The following is a 17,664-nucleotide window of genomic DNA, read 5'->3' as shown; positions in this document are numbered from 1 at the left end:
CCGAAGCCCATCCAAACAGGTTGCCTACTGTCGTGCCGCCAGCGTCAACGGCAGCAGGCAACCCGCGTCGGAGCTCTCGTACTCACTCGGATCGGTGTATCCGGCCCATTCGCTCGGCGGGAAGATGATGTCGGAAATCGAAATCCACTCCTCGAGCAGGTTCATCGAATCGTCGCCGAGCCAGCGGTACTGCAGACCGTCCATCGCGCTCATCGCGAGCGTATACAGGTCGTAGAAGCGGTCCTCGTCGACGTGCTCCGGCAGCGCCCAGTTCATGGAGCAGATCATCTCCCAATTACGCATATGACGGCCGATGAAGAAGCTGTGCGCCGGGTGTTCCGGGCTGAGCGCCTCGCCGTTGAGCACGGAATAGAGCTGTACGAGTTCCGGGCGCTGCAGGTTGTACAGCGCGATGTTCAGGCAATAGCGCGGGTAGAAATACACACGATGCCCGTCGGCGTCGTTGACCCCTGCGGTCACGGCGTTGTACTCGTCCGCATCAGGGGTGTCGTAGCATTCCGACAACACCATGTTGAGCAGGTCATCCTTCGACGAGATGTAGTGATACAGCGCCGCCTCGGTGATGCCGAGCTCGTCGGAGATGTCCTGTAGCGACATGCCCCAGAAGCCCTTGATGGCGATGATCTTGACGGCCGCCTGCAGAATCTGCAGATGGCGCTCCTCCTGGCTCATGCGCTTCTTCTTCTCGAAGGTTTTGCCGGCCAGCGCGTTGCGGGCCTGGGTGCCGTAGGAGGTCGAGTCGTTGACGCGTGACGCCGCGGGCCAACTGTCCTGTTCCTGCAAAAATCGATCCCATGCAGCAACGCTCATGTCAGCCTCCTTCTCCTTCGCCTATTCCGCAGACTGTGCCGTCCCTACTGTACTCCTGAATTTCCCGTTATTGAAAGGGTGTTTAATTACCCGATACCGCCGAAGCCCGGTGGTTTTCATGATGGTATGTAGCCGTCAGCCGCCATATCTCGGGTCCTATTGCAGGGAAGTGTCAAGAATGTGCTGAGGATGGGCATGGCCGACGGCCACGCTTATTTGGCGAACGTCCTGCGCATCCACGCGGCAGCCAGCTGCGGCCACACCTGCACGCATTCCTCGATGCCGTTGATACCCTGCCACGCCGTTTCGGCGGTGCCAAGCGATAGACCGTGGCCGCCGCTCGGGAACAGGTGCGCCTCGATGCTTACGCCGGCCTGCTTGCAGGCGTTGATGAGCATAAGCGTGTTCTCATATGGCACGCAGTCGTCGGGAACGGTATGCCAGACGAACACCGGCGGGGTCTTGCCGTCGATATGCTTCTCAATGGACACGGATTCCAGCGCTTCCGGGTCGGCCTTGCGCTCCCCCAGCAGCGCGTCGAAACTGCCGCGGTGGGCGAGCGGGCCCGAAGTGATCACCGGATAGGCGAGCATCAGGGCGTTCGGGCGTACGGCGTCAGGATCATAGCCGTGCGCCGCAATCACATCGTCGCCGGCGGAAGTGGCGAGATTCGCGGCAAGGTGGCCGCCCGCGGAAAAGCCGATCACTGCGATGGCGTTCGCATCGACATGCCATTGGGCGGCATGTTCGCGAATCTGCCTCATCGCTTCGGCCGCTTCCAACAGCGCGACCGGAAAGACGGACGGCTTCACGGAATATCGCAAGACGAAAGCGTTGTAGCCGGTTGCAAGGAACTGCATCGCAATCGGCTCGGCCTCACGGTCGGACGTCATCTCATAGCCGCCGCCGGGAATCACTAACACCGCCGGTCGCCTGCGATCCGGAACGATCTCTTCACTGTTGTCAAGGCAATATCCGACGAACCTGGCGCAGGTGCCGTCGATGCCGGAAATCTCATGTTCGAAATACTGCATAGCGTTATCTTATTCATAAGGGGGTTATAGGCATCGGGCGCTACTCGCCCGTGCCTTTCGCAATATGGGTTGATTGTCTGCGCATGGCAGAAAAGAAAGCATGTGAGGATGCCGGTGGAACGCGGCATCCTCACATGCTGGATGGCTGATGTCAGAAGGTGACGGCCACCTCGACCAGCTTGGTGTCGTCGGTCGGGACCGGCACGACATTGCCTGCAAGCCGTTCGCCGTTGACGCTCACCGTGCGCTCGCCGGTGCGCTTCATGGCAATGCGATAGGTCACGCCACGGAACACACGGGTCACGATCAGGTCGGTGAACTGCTCGGGCAGATGCGGCTCGATGGCCAGGCCGTCAAGCGTCGGGCGCACGCCCAGCAGATACTGGGACACGTCCACGAACGTCCAGGCGGCGGTACCGGTCAGCCAGGAGTTCTTGCCTTCGCCCGGGGTCGGTGCCTCCGGGCCGGCCACCATCTGGCAGTAGACGTATGGTTCCACCTTGCGGATGTCGGACTTGTCTTCCACGTAGGCCGGGCAGTTGCGCTGGTAGACCGCGAAGGCCTCCTCATTGTTGTCGGCCAGCGCATTGGCGATGGAGATCCACGGGTTGTTATGGCAGAAGATGCCGCCGTTCTCCTTGTACCCGCGCGGGTAGGACGAGATCTCGCCCAGCTCGATGCGGTAGGTGGAATAGGCCGGGGCGAGGATGGCGGTGCCCCAATCGCAGGTCAGCTTGTCCTTCACGGACTTCAGGGCCTGCTGGGCCTTGCCGTCATCGAGGCCGATGCCGGCCATCACGCACATGCCCTGCGGTTCGATGTAGATCTGACCCTCGGTGTCTTCATGCGTGCCGACCTTGCGCGAGTATGCGTCGTAGGCGCGTACGAACCATTCGCCGTCCCAGCCGGCGGTTTCGACCGCTTCGGAGACCTGGCCGATCTCGGCGCGCACATTGGCGGCTTCGGCGGCGATCTCGGCGTCGGTCATGCCGGTGAGCTGGCCGTAATGCTCGATGATGTCGGCATACTGACCGCCGTACAGCACGAACATGCCGCCGATGAACACGGATTCGGCAACACCCGTGTCGTTGTTCTCCACGGTCTGGAAGCTTTCGCCGGGGGTGTCGGAGAAGCAGTTGAGGTTCAGGCAGTCGTTCCAGTCGGCGCGGCCGATCAGCGGGATGCCGTGCGGACCCTTGTGCGTGATGGTGAAGTTCACGGAGCGGCGCAGATGCTCGAGCAGCGGCACTTCGGAGCCTTCGACGTTGTTGAACGGCACCGGTTCGGTCAGGATCGACGCGTCGCCGGTCTCGGCGAGGTACGCGTTCACGCCGGCCACGAGCCACAGCGGATCATCGTTGAAGCCGCCGCCGATGTCGGCGTTGCCCTTCTTGGTAAGCGGCTGGTACTGGTGCCATGCGGAACCGTCCTCCATCTGGGTGGAGGCGATGTCGATGATGCGCTGGCGTGCGCGGCCCGGAATCAGGTGCACGAAGCCGAGCAGATCCTGGTTGGAGTCGCGGAAGCCCATGCCGCGGCCCATGCCGGACTCGTAGTAGGAGGCGGAACGGGACATGTTGAAGGTGACCATGCACTGGTACTGATGCCAGATGTTGACCATGCGGTCGAGCTTCTCGTCGCCGGATTCCACGCTGTAGGTGGTCAGCAGCTCGGTCCAGTAGGTATTGAGCTCCTTAAGGGCGGCCTCGACCTGCTCGACGGTGGCGAAGCGGCGGAACAGCTCATGCGCCGGCTTCTTGTTGATGATGCCGACCTTGGCCGGGTTGTCCGGGTCCTCCCACTTGTCTTCCTTGGCGACTTCGATGTAGCCCAGCACGAAGATGAGCGACTTGGTCTCGCCCGGCTCGAGTTCGAGGCGCACGCGGTCGGCGGCGATCGGGAACCAGCCGTGGGCCACGGAATCGTGGACCTGGCCTTCGGCGATGACCTGCGGGGTGTCCCAGCCGTTGAACTTGCCGAGGAACTCGTCGCGGCTCGTGTCGAAGCCGACGACGGGGGAGTTGACGGCGAAGAATGCGTAGTGGTTGCGGCGTTCCTTGAATTCGGTCTTGTGGTAGATCAAGGTGGCGTCGCTCTGCTGTTCGATCTCCACCTCGCCGGTGGACAGGTTGCGCTGGAAGTTGGAGGAATCGTCGACGGCGTTCCACAGGCACCATTCCACGGAACCGGTCACGTCGAGCACCACCGGTTCGTCGGTGGTGTTGGTTACGTCGAGACGGTTGATCTCGGCATTGGTCTTCAGCGGAACGAATGCGGTGAGCTTGGATTCGATGCCATGCCTGGCGGCCTCGAATACGGTATAGCCGATGCCCTGACGGCACTTGTAGGAGTCAAGCGGCGTCTTGCACGGCAGGAAGGTTGGCGACCAGGTGTCGATCGGCTTGGCGTTGATGGCGTTGGAGTCCATAAGGCTCAGGTAGTAGTTGCGCGAGCCGTTGTCGCCCGGTACATTGTTGTAGCGATAGCGGGTGATGCGACGCAGCTTGGCGTCCTTGTAGAAGGAGTAGCCACCACCGGTATTGGAGACCAGGGAGAAGAAGTCCTCGTTGCCGAGGTAGTTGATCCACGGCAGCGGAGTCGCCGGGGTCTCGATTACATACTCACGGGCGGAGTCATCGAAGTGGCCGTACTTCATGGGAATCCTTTCAGACTGCTTCGTTGCGGCTTCTGGCTGCGGGCGTGGGCGTACGCGGGGCGGCGTTGCGCGTGGCCGCGGCCAGTGTTTGTTGGTTATTGCGTTTCCCCATAAGGATACCACGCTATTTATAACTTTATAAATAAGTGATCCGACCGTGTTGCGTGTGCGGTGCGGAGCGATTGCGACGTATACGACGGAACAAGGGATGCACTGCTAAGCTTGGCACAAATCGACGAAGAGAAAGCGAGGGCGGTTTCATGACGATGCTGGCGATTGTCGATGACGATGCGTCCGCCCGCGCGCGACTTGCCGGATTCGCCCGCCGCTATATGCAGGAAAACGCGGAACCATTGGAAATCCGGGAATACTCAAGTGCCGTCGACCTATTGCATCACTACAAACCGCAGTACGACATCATCTTCCTGGACATTGAAATGAGCGAGGTCGATGGTATCAGGGCGGCCCACATCATCCGTGAAACCGACCCGACCACCATCCTGATCTTTGTGACGAACATGGCGCAGCTCGCCATCAAAGGCTACGAGGTGGAGGCGCTGGATTTTATCGTCAAACCAATCGATTACGGCAGTTTCGCCATGGTGATGCACCGCGCGTCGCAACGCGTGGAACGCCGACGCGGGCAGACATTGAGCCTGACGGCGCGCGGCACCACGCAGATTGTCGCATTCGACCGCATCGGTTACGTGGAAGTGCGCAACCATTACATCACCTATCACACCACTGAGGGCGACATCACCGTCAAAGGCACGCTCGCACAGGCCGAAGAAGCGCTCAGGCAAGGCAACTTCATGCGCTGCAACCGCTGGTATCTGATCAATATCGATAACGTGACCGGCATTGACGGCAATCGCGTCACTGTCGGTGATTGGACGGTGGAGGTCAGCCGCTCGAAAAAACAGGAGATCATGCGTGCGGTCACGTTGTCGATGGGAGCGGTGCGATGAGCGCCGCGCAATTGGTCTCCCCACTCACGCTGTTCAACAACGAGGCCGTAATCGTCGAGATGATGGTGGCGCAGGCCCTGTTCGCCCTGCAAGTGCCGAAAAAACCGTGTTTCAAACGTCGGCTTGTGATTGCGATACCGGCACTGCTGTTGTTCACGGCTTTGCTGGCGATCGCATTCTATGGTGGGCACGCGCTGATTCGTATCGGCGTGCTACGTTCCGTCACGAACTTTCTGTTGCTGTATCTGGCGGCGAACGTTGCGGCCGCCGCAGTGCTGGATTGCGGCGCGCATGTCGTCATGTCGATTTCCATCTGCGGCTATGCGGTGCAGCACATAGCGTCGGCCTGCACCAGCCTCGGGCACCTTGCACGTGAGGCATTGCCCTTTGCCCCGCTGCATACGTGGCTGGCCGGGGAGCTGCTGAGAATCATGATGTTCGTTGCCGTGTACGTTGCCTGCCACCTGTGCTTCATCCGTCGTTTCGACGTGATGAGGATGCGTGTGAGCTCCAACGCATCATTGCTGTTCCTGGCGTTGAGCATGCTGGGCGTGACTTTGGGATTGAGTTCGTATGCCTCGGTCGGCACCCATGCGGTGGCCACGTCGTTCGTGTTCCGTTCCGTGTCGATTTTGGTGTGCGTGATGATTCTGCTCATGTTCGGCGAATTGTCTCGCAATCAGCGACTGACCGACGAACTCGCGTTCATGAAACGCATGAACGACATGCGCACCAACTACTACGAACTGCTCAAAGACACCATCGACACCACGAACGTGCACTACCACGATCTGAAGCATCAGGTGGCACGGTTGCGCACCACCGTCAACGAAGCCGGGGGAACTCAGGCCTCCAATGCCATGCTCGACGAAATATCGCAGTCCGTCAGCGCCTACGGCAGCATCGCCAAAACCGGCAATGCCGCGCTTGACGTGGTGCTGACGCAAAAAAAATCTGGAATGCGATCGCAAGAACATCCGCTTCACCTACATGTTTGATGCGGGCTGTCTTGACGATGTCAGCGACTACGACATCTACTCGCTGTTCGGCAATGCGCTCGACAATGCCATCGAGGCGTGCGAAAAGCTTGCCGACGAGGAGCGACGGGTCATCAAACTGACCGGTGTGATGCGCGGGCGGCTGGCCAGCATCAACATCGTCAACTATTTCGACGAACTCGACCGTAACGGCCAGGGCGAGATCATCACTACGAAATCCGACAAAACCAGCCACGGCTACGGTCTGAAAAGCATCCGCATGATTGTCGCACGGCTGGGCGGCGATATGAGCGTGACCACGGAGAACGGCATATTCGATGTAAGCATCATGTTGCCGAAGTCGTAGGTCCTCGCTACGGGCCCATCGGCGGCGCCTACCGTTCGCGTACCGGAACCGACCGTTCCCGTACCTTTCCTTCGCAAGCCTGCAGGGCTCTTCTATCGTCGGAATCACAAGGCGGCGTACGACAAGGAAGGTCGTACGGGATCTTGCACGAGCGTCCAACGCAAGGGAGCGGATGCCCGGTATGAGAATAGAAGGAGTAACGAGATGCTTGACATCAATTTTTCCGATGTGATCAGCACACTCGAGTCGGTCAGAACGCAGCTGATCGTCATGGCGGCGGTGCTGGCGGTGGCGCTGATGGTGACGTTCGTGACCAACAAGCGCACCGTGAAAAGCGTCGGCATACGCAAGATGGTGCATGCGCAGACATGGATCGTGACATTGATCGCCATCGTCGTGGCCGTCAGCACCATGCTGTTCGGTCCGTTGAACACCATGCTGTCACTGATGTCCGGCAGCGGCACGCTGAGCGAACGGACCATCGCGCAGACCAAGCAACTGGCTGCCGACATCGAACGCGAAGGCATTGTGCTGCTGAAAAACGAAGGCGATACGCTGCCATTGGCCTCGAAGAAAGTGAATGTATTCGGCTGGGCCTCCACCAATCCAATCTATGGTGGCACGGGCTCCGGCTCCATGAACGACCAGTATGAGACCACGTCGATCCTGCAGGGCATGGCCGACGCGGGCATCGAGACCAACAGCGAGCTTTCCGATTTTTACGTCAGGTATCGCGCGGACCGTCCGCAGAATGGTGCGGCCACACAGGATTGGACGTTGCCCGAGCCGACCGTCGATTCCTATTCCGACACTTTGCTAAGCAATGCGAAGGATTTTTCCGATACCGCAATCATCGTGCTGGCTCGCACCGGCGGCGAATGCTTCGACCTGCCGAGCGACATGTCCAAGACCGGCGACTACCGCCAGTTCGGTCCGGGCAGCAGCGCCGTCGTCGGAAAGGACGAGCAGAGCGACGCGGTTTCCGTGTACCACAACAATTCCACGGAATACAACGATTTCGAGGAAGGCGAGGGCTATCTCGACCTTTCCGGAACCGAACGCAACATGATCGACATGGTCACCTCGAACTTCAAGAACGTGGTGGTGGTCTACAACGGCGCCAATCCACTCAACCTGAACTTCGTGGATGATCATGCGGCCATCAAGTCCGTGCTGTGGGCCCCGCCGGCGGGCCAGACCGGCTTCAGCGCACTCGGCGAGGTGCTGACCGGTGCCGTCAATCCTTCCGGTCGCAACACCGACACCTTCATCAAGGATTTCTCCAAGGCGCCGTGGTTCAACAACTATGGCCAGTTCCAATACGACAATATGGATGAGTTCGCCGTCGACACCAATTTCGCCGGCCAGGACCTGCATGTGCTGCCGAGCTTCGTGAACTACGTGGAAGGCATCTATACGGGCTACAAGTATTATGAGACCGCCGACGACGAGGGTGCGATCGACTACGATTCCATCGTGCAGTATCCGTTCGGATATGGCCTGTCATATACCACCTTCACGCAAAAGATGGGCGAGGTGACATATGATGCCCGATCCGGCAAAATCACTTTCGACGTGACCGTCACCAACACCGGAGACGTCGCGGGGAAGGATGCGGTCGAAGTCTACTACAATCCGCCGTACACCGACGGTGGCATCGAAAAGTCCTCCGTCAATCTCATCGATGTCGAAAAAACCAAGGAACTCAATCCTGGTGAATCGCAGACCATGACCATTACGTTCAACGACGAGGACATGGCCTCCTACGATGCCGATACGGCCAAGGCGTATGTGCTGGAAGCCGGCGACTATGACATCTCCATCAATGCCAGCGCGCATGAGATGATCGATCACCAAACCGTCAATGTGGCCGAAACCGTCACCTACGACAAGTCGAACCCGCGTTCCAGCGACGTAACCGCCGCAACGAACCAGTTCGACAACATCAAGCCGACATTCGAAACGCTGTCACGTGCCGGCCACTTCGCCAACTTCAGCGAGGTGACCGCCGCTCCGGCCAGCCGCTCCATGCCGGAGGAATACAAGAAGACCTTCGTCAATGCCTCCAATTATGAGAATGAGGACGATGACGCCGACACGATGCCGACCACCGGCGCCAAGAACGGCATCAAGCTCTACGAAATGTATGGCAAGGATTACGACGATGCCAAGTGGGACGATCTGCTTGACGAACTCACCTACGACGAAATGAACCAGCTTATCGCCTTCGCAGGCTATGGCAACGCTGCGGTCGCTTCCATCGACAAGCCCCGCCAATCCGATGTTGACGGTCCGTCCACGCTGAACAACAACTTCACCGGCGTCGGCTCCATCGGCCTGCCATCCGGCGTATCCGTGGCCAACACCTTCAGCAAGGACTTGGCCCGCAAGTTCGGCGAGACCATCGGCGACATGGCCCACGAGATGAACGTGACCGGTTGGTATGCGCCCGCCATGAACATCCACCGCACGCCGTATGCCGGCCGTAACTTCGAATACTTCTCCGAAGACGGCACGCTCTCCGGCATCATGGCCGCCCAACAGGTGGCCGGCGCACGGGCCAAAGGCGTGTATCCGTTCATCAAGCACTTCGCGCTGAACGATCAGGAGACCAACCGCGTGGCCATGCTGTGCACCTGGGCCGACGAGCAGTCCATGCGTGAAATCTACTTCAAGCCGTTCGAAATGGCGGTGAAAGACGGTGGCGCCACCGCCGTGATGGCTTCGTTCAACTACGTGGGTAACGGCTACTCCTCCGCCAATTCCAACATGCTTAATACCGTGTTGCGCGGCGAATGGGGATTCCGTGGCTTTGTGGAAACCGACTACTTCGGTGGCTTCGGCTATCAGATCGGTGACCAGGCCATTCGCAACGGCAACGATGCGATGCTCGCCACCATCGAAGGCGCGAATGTGATCACCGACAAATCCGCCACCTCCGTCAAGGCGATGCGTACCGCGGCCCACAACATCCTGTATACCGCCGTAAACAGCTGGCTGTATGAGGACGGTCAGCCGAAGATAGCGACTCCGACGTGGAAGTACGTCTACTACGTGGCGGTCGGTGTGGCGGCCCTGCTGATCGTTGGGCTCGAGGTGCTGACTTTCCGTCGTTTCTCCGCACGACGTAAGGCCGCCATGCAGATCGGCTGATCGGGCCGGCTCGGTCGGACGCGTGAACGCGCATGTCGTTCGGCCATCCCACAACTTCATAATATGCCGCGGGTCGATTCGCTGCCCCTTTACCCGAATCGACCCGCGACCCGCCGGCTCCTCCGGTAATCTCCAAACGGTCGTCATCAAGGGTTTCTCCATGATGGCGGCCATTTTTCATGGCAATACGGCTCGCCCAGACGGCGGATTGTGGGAATGGGCGTGGTCCGATGCGCTCTCGTTCCGTGACGTTCCGGGAAAAACCGAATCCCACGCAAAGGAAAATCCGAATCGCCGGCATGGTGAAGGCAGGCATGGGCGGACGCCGGTAGAGTAGGGGTGAGAGGCATGGAACGACACGAAGGAGCGCTGGTATGGCCGAAGAAGGCACCATCATGAAGTCAAAGCCGGTGGATGGCGATCTCAATCGCACCACACGGTCATTGTTCGACGCATTGCACTGCGCAACGGGCGAATTCGCCATGCTCGGCCATCAGAACGAAACCAGCAACGTCATCGGCGAGAACACCGACTCCGACGTGCATGCGGTGACCGGCTCCTACCCGGCCGTGTGGGGCAACGACCTAGGCGGCGTCGAGTTGGACCAAAACCGCAATCTCGACGGATTCGGAGCCGAAGCCATCCGAAGCGAAATGCTCCGGGCCTTCAACATGGGCGCCATCAACACGCTCAGCTGGCATTCCGCCAACCCGCTCACCCTCGGCGGCTATGGCCATAACATGGCCGAAGGCACCGTCGAAGCGGTGCTGCCCGGCGGTGAGGCACATGGGAAATTCCTCGGCTGGCTCGATCGCATCGCCGCCGCGCTCACCACCATCACAGACGCGAACGGCGAGCCGATTCCCATCATCTTCCGCCCGTTCCATGAGCACACCGGCGACTGGTTCTGGTGGTGCACCGGCTCGCCCGACCACCCGACAGACACCACGCCCGAACAATTCGTCGCCTTGTGGCGCATGACCGTCGAATACCTGCGTGACACCAAGCACGTGCACAATGTGCTCTACGCCTACTCGCCCGACCGTAGCCGCATCGACATGAGCACGCCGGAATCCCGGGAAACCGGCTACCTGTATGCCTATCCCGGTGACGAATATGTCGACGTGCTCGGCTTCGACGACTACTGGGACATCGCGCCCGCCGAGACAAGCGCGGAGGATCCGCAGGCCCGTCATGCCGATCTGATTGCGATGCTTACGTTGGTCGGTCGTCTCGGCGAGGAGCGCGGCAAGCTGGCCGCGGCCACGGAGGTCGGTTCTCCGGGAATATTCGCCGATTCGTATGCCTGTGATTCCCACGATCTCACCATTGTCGGCCAGTCCGATGCCACTGCGGCCGAAGTCGGTTCGCCATCGCCGGACTCGCCATGGACGAAGTACCTGCTGACCGCCGCGCTCGCCAACGAATACACCCGCCGTGCGCTGTGGTATCTGCCGTGGCGCAATGATCCGAATGCCGCTGGTACCGGTGCATACGGCACGCCCGTTGCCGGTTCGCGGTACGCCGACGATTTCAGACGATTCGTCCGCCATGATTTCATACGTCTCGCCGACGCCCTTCCGCCCCTGTATAAGTGAGCGGCTTGCCGCGTAAGGTCCCATGTGTGGGTCGGATCCATGATCTGAACCACATATGCTGAGCCGTTAAGCCGGTAGTCCGGTGGACTGCCGGTAGGCGAAGTGAGCGGCTTGCCGCGTAAGGTCCCATGTGTGGTCAGATCCATGATCTGAACCACATATGGGACAGCCAGAATTCATAAGGTACCGGCATCGCGTCCAGATCGGGTAGAAGAAGGCCGAAACCAGTATGATCAGTGTAAGGCCCAGTCCGACGATCAGACGGTAGGTGCCAATTGCCGCATGCGTGCGCAACCAATCAAGCACGTAACAGATCGCAAGCACGATCCACGGCAGAATCACAATCGAATAGAACGTGAACGTCGTGCGGTTCAGGTACTGCGCCCACGGCAGCCAACCACCCAAAAAGCCGGCCAACACCGCCCAGATCCGCCAATAGCCGCCGTCCTCGCGGGCGGCGCCGCCACGAATGCGCCCGCGCACTAGGCTGACGATGACGATGATGATCGCCACCACCGTGCATAGCGAGCCCGTCCACCAGATCAACGGATTGCCAAGCGACGTGATCGCGGCCACGCATTGCGAATCCGGCGCCAACGAGCACAGTCCCGGATGCCCGGACAGCTTCTCCCAATAAAAACTGGTCGGGCGCACTTGCAGCGGCCAGGTAAGCGGGTTCGCCTTGTAATCGTGCGGCGCGTCAAGCGTGGTGTGGAACTGCCACATCTGCGCATGGTAGGCCACAAAGGAACGCAACGATTCCGGCAGCCAGGTCACGCCCTCGCCGGGATGGTTCGCAGCCCAGTCGTGCATATACGAGTCGGCATGCAGGAACCAGTTGAGCCAGCCACCCAAGTAGGTGAGCGCGTAGATCGGCACCATGTAGCATGCCGCCACGAGCCCGTCCTTCACCAGGCCGGTCGTGAACCATGCGCGATAGCCGACCTGCCGGCGTTCACACGCATCCCACAGCACCGAAATCACACAGAACACGGCAAACAGATACGTGCCCGACCATTTCACGCCCGTCGCCATGCCGAGCAGGAAGGCCGCACCCACCCGGTACCATGAACAGGCGATCATCGGTCCGCGCCGTTGCAATATCAGGCCATGCCTGCCCGGTTTGAAACGTGCCGTACGGGCGGCCGCATCAATCGCATATTGCCGTCGCAGCCGTACACGGGCCCAGTCGCGGTGCATCAGCATCAGCGAAAACGCGCCCAATGCGAACACCATGATGAAATTGTCGAGCAGGCCGGTGCGGCTCATCACGATGCCAAGGCCATCCAGTGACATAAGCAGGCCCGCAATCAGCGCAATCGGCAGATTATGGAACAAACGCAGGGCCACGCGGGTGATCAGCACGATGGCGACGACACCGGCAACGGCAACGCTCGCACGCCAGGCTACGGGATTATCGGCGCCGCCGAACAGTTTCAATCCGGCTGCGATCATCCATTTGCCGACCGGCGGATGCACCACATATTCGGCCGTACTGAGCCAACGGTCGGTGTCGCCCGCGGCGAACAGCCGGTCGATCTCAACCTCCACGCCGTCGATATTCACCAGTTTCGGCCAATCGCGCGCCTCGCCGGTGTTCAGCATGGTCCATGCGTCTTTGACGTAATACGTTTCGTCGAATACCACCGCACGAGGGGAGCCGAGACGTACAAAGCGCAGGATTCCGCCGAAAACGGCCACGAGAATCGTCATGAGCCAGGCGAAGGGCTTGGAAGCGGTCCAACGGGGTTCAGGGGCATGGGTCGCATCGGATTCGCCATGCCGTTTCCACCGCCGTTGCTGGGATGCGGCGTATCGCGCATTCGCCCTGACCGTCCGTACACTCATCGTCGCCTCTTTCGCCCGCGTGACATGCTCTTGGATACACAGTAGGGGATACTGGAAGATATGGAGAGCATACAAGTGCAATCAACACAGGAGCCAACCGAATTCACGGACGGTGCGGATCACGGCGATCAGAACGGCGCCGCCGGTGCGCTCGATACGCTGGTGGACGGCGTCGGCATTCCGCGCGGCACGGTGATTCTCGCCGCAACACCGATCGGCAATACCGCCGATGCCTCCGCCCGGCTGATCGCGCTTATGGAAGGAGCCGACATCGTCGCGGCCGAAGACACGCGCCGCCTGTATGCGCTCGCCAACCGTCTCGGCATCCGTGTGTCCGGCCGTGTGGTCGCCTATCACGACCATAACGAGCGGGACAAGGCCGACGGTCTGCTCGATCAGGTCGAAACCGGTGCCACCGTATTGGTCGTCTCCGATGCGGGCATGCCGACCATCAACGACCCGGGCCTGGCCATCGTGCGTCGCGCCATCGAACGCGGCCTGCCGGTCACCTGCGCGCCCGGTCCTTCGGCGGTGCTGGATGCGCTCGCGCTGTCGGGATTGCCGACCGACCGTTTCTGCTACGAGGGGTTCCTGCCGCGCAAGCATGCCGAACGCGTGCAGCATCTGCGCGCGTTGCAGTCCGAGCGCCGCACCATCGTGTTCTATGAGACCCTGCATCGCATCGACGACTCCATGGCCGACCTGTTGGAAGTGTTCGGGCCGAACCGGCGTATGGCGTTGTGCCGCGAACTGACCAAGGATTACGAGCAGATCCGCCGTGGGACCGTCGCCGAAATCCGCCAGAGCGTCATCGACGAGCCGCCGCGCGGCGAGATGGTGCTGGTCATTGCGGGCGCTTCCGATGAGGAGGCCGATGCGGCCGCGCCGGCCTCGCTGTCCCTCGAGGATATGGCCGTGCTGTCGATCGACCGTGCGCAGGAAGACAATCTGCGTATCAAGGACGCCATTGCGCAGGTCGTCGCCGAGTATCCGTTGGCCGACGGTTCCCTCGCCAATCGCAAGCAGGTCTACAACGCCGTGCTTGCCCTCAAGGGCTGATGGCCGGGGATCCGACCATCCTAACCATCCAACGAATCGAGCAGTATGCACAACGCCTCGCCCACGCCCGGGCCTCCGACCTGCCCGATGTATTCCAGCATCGCCGGGCTGGCCGCCGGATTCGCCACCAGCCACTTGCGCAGCTGCGGAGCCTCCCGTGCGATGTGCCAGAGCACATCCGGATCGGTTTCCGGACTGCAGGCGATCAATGGCGTCAGCTTGATCGGCGGGCGCGGCGGCTCCACCAGAACCTTCGGTTTGGGCTCCGGACGGTATTCCGGTGGATTCCGATGACGTCCGCCGCGCAGTCGGACGCTCATTGACCGCGCCCCGCAATCACATGGAACAGGGCGCGCGCCTGCGACGCGTTCCTGATATGCCGGCTTTGCTGCAGCGTCTCCAAACAATCATCGGGCTGGAAACGATATTCCTGCATGAGCATGCAGATCACCTCATACATCATGTCCTCCGTTTCGATGGTGGTAATCAATGCCAGATCGCAGGCGGTGCGCACCGGCGTGGTCGTACGTACCGGACCCACCTGGATGACGTGGTCCGGAAGAGTCTTGCGATTGAACACCCGAACCTTTCGTCCATGCCGTAACGCACGGAAATGCGAGGAAGACAGAATGTCGATGGTCGCCGGGAACAGGCCACCCAGCCACACCCATGCGGCCGTGGTGCCGCAGGCTACGGCATTGCGTGGCATCACGGTCGCGACGATGGAGGCGCGGCCGTACAGCGTGGTCGAATCCTGCAACGTGTAGGCATTGGCACTGTCGAGTTTGCACAGGGTGCCGAAACCGGCCAGCCTGTTGAGATTCATCGGTCCCGGCAGGTCGCCGTCGCGCAGCAGCGGTGCGAGAGGTCCTGAGGTAAGCGTCATTGCGATATCCATGATGACGGTACCGTAGCGGATGACGGACGTCGCCGCCAGTGACTTGCGAGAATCCGTGGATATGTGGATAACAATTGTTTCGTCATGCAACAATGTGCATAATCAGGGGGATTGTCGTACCGTACGGCCGACGGCGGGCATGGGGCTCGACAGCGCCTTCCTGTCGCTATCTGAGCCGATAATCGTGCCTTATGAGTCATATTTTGGTGAATGTTGCTTGGCCGTACGCAAACGGCCCCCGTCATATCGGCCATGTAGCCGGCTTCGGCGTGCCGTCCGACGTGTACGCGCGCTACGAGCGCATGAAGGGCAATGACGTGCTGATGGTGTCCGGCACCGACGAGCACGGCACCCCGATCCTGGTGGAAGCCGACAAGGAAGGCGTGAGCGCGCAGGAACTCGCCAACCGCTACAACCGTGTGATCGCCAAGGATCTGTGCGATCTGGGCCTGAGCTACGACCTGTTCACCCGCACCACCACCGGCAATCACGAAAAGGTCGTACAGGAACTGTTCACGCAGTGCCTCAACAACGGCTACATCTACAAAGGCACGCAAAAGGTCGCCATCTCGCCGTCCACCGGCCGTACCCTGCCGGACCGCTATATCGAAGGCACCTGCCCGATCTGCGGCTCCGACGGTGCCCGAGGCGATCAGTGCGATACCTGCGGCAATGAGCTCGACCCGGACGAGCTGATCAATCCGGTATCCAAGATCAACGGCGAAACCCCACGCTTCGAGGAGACCGAACACTTCTTCCTCGACCTGCCGGCGCTCGCCGAGGCCAACCTCGCATGGCTCAAGACCCGCGAAGGCTGGCGCACCAACGTCATCAACTTCTCCATCGGCCTGTTCAAGGAAGTCAAGCCGCGCGCCATCACGCGCGACATCGACTGGGGCATTCCGATTCCGGTCGCCGGCTGGATCGACAACCCGAACAAGAAGCTGTATGTGTGGTTCGACGCCGTGATCGGCTATCTGTCCGCATCCATCGAATGGGCCCGCCGTAAGGGAGATCCGGAGGCTTGGCGTGCCTGGTGGAACGATCCGGCCACTCCCGGCTACTACTTCATGGGCAAGGACAACATCACGTTCCACTCCCAGATCTGGCCGTCCGAAATGCTGGCCTATAATGGCCAGGGTTCCAAGGGCGGCGAAGTCGGCAAGTTCGGCCCGCTGAACATGCCGGAGCAGGTCGTGGCCTCCGAATTCATGACCATGGAGGGCAAGAAGTTCTCGTCCTCCCGTGGCATCGTGATCTACGTGAAGGACATCCTGTCGCGCTACCCGGTTGACGCCGTGCGCTACTACATCTCCGTGGCGGGTCCGGAAAGCTCCGACTCCGACTTCACCTGGGCCGAGTTCGTGCGCCACAACAATGAGGAACTCGCCGCTTCCTGGGGCAATCTGGTGAACCGTGTGGCCAATCTCATGAACAAGAACTTCGGTGAGATTCCAGTGCTTGACGAGGCTTCCATGACCGATGAGGACCGTGCCCTGCTGGCCGAAACCGCAGGCGCCTTCGATACCATCGGATCGCTGATTGAACACCACCGCCAGAAGAATGCGCTGTCCGAGGCGATGCGTGTGGTCGGCGACATCAACAAATACATCTCCGCCACCGAACCATGGAAGATCAAGGACAATCCGGCCCGTCTGGGCACCGTGCTGCACGTCGCCGCCCAAGCCGTGTCCGATGCCAATCATCTGTTGGCCCCATTCCTGCCGCATTCCGCGCAGAAGGTGTGGGAGGCGCTGGGCGGTACGGGCACCTTCTCGCCGCTGCCGCGCTTGGAAGAGGTCGAGGACCTTGATAAGCCGGGCTTCATGTATCCGATCATCACCGGCGACTACAAGATGGGTGAAACCGTGCATCCGTGGGCTTCCGAACCGATTGTGGCCGGCACCCCGGTGCCGAAGCCGCATCCGATCTTCGCGAAGATCCCGCCGGAGGCCGTCGAGGAGGAGCTCGCCCGCTTCGATGCCGAACTGACCGCCCGTCGCGAGGCCGAGGCCGCCCGCCTGGCCGCCGAGAAGGCCAAGCTGGAGGGCTGATAGTCGGGTTGAAGCTTGATCCGCTCCTCTGACAAGAACACGATTCCGGAGAACATCGCTTTTCCGGAATCGTGTTTTTATTTGCGTGCCCAGTGGGTATCCATCCCGGGGAGGTGAGGATCTTTATGGGGATGGAGTCCTTGGGATTCCGCCATTCCTTGGGGTAGTGGTTCCTGGAGGCTGGGCGGGACCGCGCACGATTCCTCACAACCGACGCTTTC

The 17,664-nt window shown here is 60.5% G+C and carries 12 protein-coding genes and 1 pseudogene; 7 read left to right on the top strand and 6 right to left on the bottom strand.

Translation table 11 applies throughout. The features are described 5' to 3' along the window. Positions 1–24: 24 nt before the first annotated feature. From BMOU_RS02800 to BMOU_RS02790, 3 genes are all read right to left on the bottom strand, one after another. Positions 25–831 carry a TetR/AcrR family transcriptional regulator gene (locus tag BMOU_RS02800; protein ID WP_034874682.1) on the bottom strand — a complete coding sequence of 269 codons (807 nt, stop codon included), beginning with the start codon at positions 829–831 and terminating at the stop codon, positions 25–27. Positions 832–1,043: 212 nt separating this feature from the next. Further along, complete coding sequence (locus BMOU_RS02795; RefSeq protein ID WP_034874680.1) at positions 1,044–1,865, bottom strand: alpha/beta hydrolase; 822 nt, start codon at positions 1,863–1,865, stop codon at positions 1,044–1,046. A gap of 151 nt (positions 1,866–2,016) precedes the next feature. Then, complete coding sequence (locus tag BMOU_RS02790) at positions 2,017–4,521, bottom strand: GH36-type glycosyl hydrolase domain-containing protein (RefSeq protein WP_034874678.1); 2,505 nt, start codon at positions 4,519–4,521, stop codon at positions 2,017–2,019. Between the two features lie 260 nt (positions 4,522–4,781). Between BMOU_RS02790 and BMOU_RS02785 the strand changes: the two genes are divergently transcribed. The 5 genes from BMOU_RS02785 to BMOU_RS02765 all read left to right on the top strand — a co-directional run bounded on the left by BMOU_RS02785 (position 4,782) and on the right by BMOU_RS02765 (position 11,584). Then, complete coding sequence (locus tag BMOU_RS02785) at positions 4,782–5,489, top strand: LytR/AlgR family response regulator transcription factor (RefSeq protein WP_034874675.1); 708 nt, start codon at positions 4,782–4,784, stop codon at positions 5,487–5,489. Then, complete coding sequence (locus tag BMOU_RS02780) at positions 5,486–6,487, top strand: hypothetical protein (RefSeq protein WP_034874673.1); 1,002 nt, start codon at positions 5,486–5,488, stop codon at positions 6,485–6,487. Before BMOU_RS02785 ends, BMOU_RS02780 begins: the two co-directional genes overlap by 4 nt. Then, positions 6,480–6,833: an ATP-binding protein gene (locus tag BMOU_RS02775; RefSeq protein WP_034874671.1), complete on the top strand. Its 354-nt coding sequence runs from the start codon at positions 6,480–6,482 to the stop codon at positions 6,831–6,833. The genes BMOU_RS02780 and BMOU_RS02775 overlap by 8 nt, the downstream gene beginning before the upstream one ends. A gap of 204 nt (positions 6,834–7,037) precedes the next feature. Then, positions 7,038–9,986: a glycoside hydrolase family 3 C-terminal domain-containing protein gene (locus BMOU_RS02770; RefSeq protein ID WP_034874669.1), complete on the top strand. Its 2,949-nt coding sequence runs from the start codon at positions 7,038–7,040 to the stop codon at positions 9,984–9,986. Between the two features lie 374 nt (positions 9,987–10,360). Further along, complete coding sequence (locus BMOU_RS02765; RefSeq protein ID WP_034874667.1) at positions 10,361–11,584, top strand: glycoside hydrolase family 26 protein; 1,224 nt, start codon at positions 10,361–10,363, stop codon at positions 11,582–11,584. Positions 11,585–11,720: 136 nt separating this feature from the next. Here BMOU_RS02765 and BMOU_RS02760 read toward each other — a convergent pair. Next, a pseudogene (locus BMOU_RS02760) lies at positions 11,721–13,297 on the bottom strand (dolichyl-phosphate-mannose--protein mannosyltransferase). A gap of 195 nt (positions 13,298–13,492) precedes the next feature. Here BMOU_RS02760 and rsmI point away from each other — a divergent pair. Further along, positions 13,493–14,491 carry a 16S rRNA (cytidine(1402)-2'-O)-methyltransferase gene (rsmI, locus tag BMOU_RS02755; RefSeq protein WP_034874665.1) on the top strand — a complete coding sequence of 333 codons (999 nt, stop codon included), beginning with the start codon at positions 13,493–13,495 and terminating at the stop codon, positions 14,489–14,491. Between the two features lie 20 nt (positions 14,492–14,511). Here the strand turns inward: rsmI and BMOU_RS02750 are convergent, their stop codons facing one another. Together BMOU_RS02750 and BMOU_RS02745 are read right to left on the bottom strand one after the other, a co-directional pair. Further along, on the bottom strand, positions 14,512–14,811 hold the full coding sequence (locus BMOU_RS02750) for a variant leucine-rich repeat-containing protein (protein WP_235143672.1): 300 nt from the start codon (positions 14,809–14,811) through the stop codon (positions 14,512–14,514). Beyond that, positions 14,808–15,377: a hypothetical protein gene (locus BMOU_RS02745; RefSeq protein ID WP_235143671.1), complete on the bottom strand. Its 570-nt coding sequence runs from the start codon at positions 15,375–15,377 to the stop codon at positions 14,808–14,810. Before BMOU_RS02745 ends, BMOU_RS02750 begins: the two co-directional genes overlap by 4 nt. Before the next feature lie 203 nt (positions 15,378–15,580). On the opposite strand from BMOU_RS02745, the gene metG reads away from it, so the two are divergent. Continuing rightward, on the top strand, positions 15,581–17,443 hold the full coding sequence (gene metG, locus BMOU_RS02740; RefSeq protein ID WP_034874663.1) for a methionine--tRNA ligase: 1,863 nt from the start codon (positions 15,581–15,583) through the stop codon (positions 17,441–17,443). The last annotated feature ends 221 nt before the right edge of the window (positions 17,444–17,664 follow it).

Source organism: Bifidobacterium moukalabense DSM 27321 (assembly GCF_000522505.1).
GTDB lineage: Bacteria > Actinomycetota > Actinomycetes > Actinomycetales > Bifidobacteriaceae > Bifidobacterium > Bifidobacterium moukalabense.
Note: the sequence above shows the minus strand (reverse complement) of the source record. Positions and strands in the feature narration are given on the sequence as shown.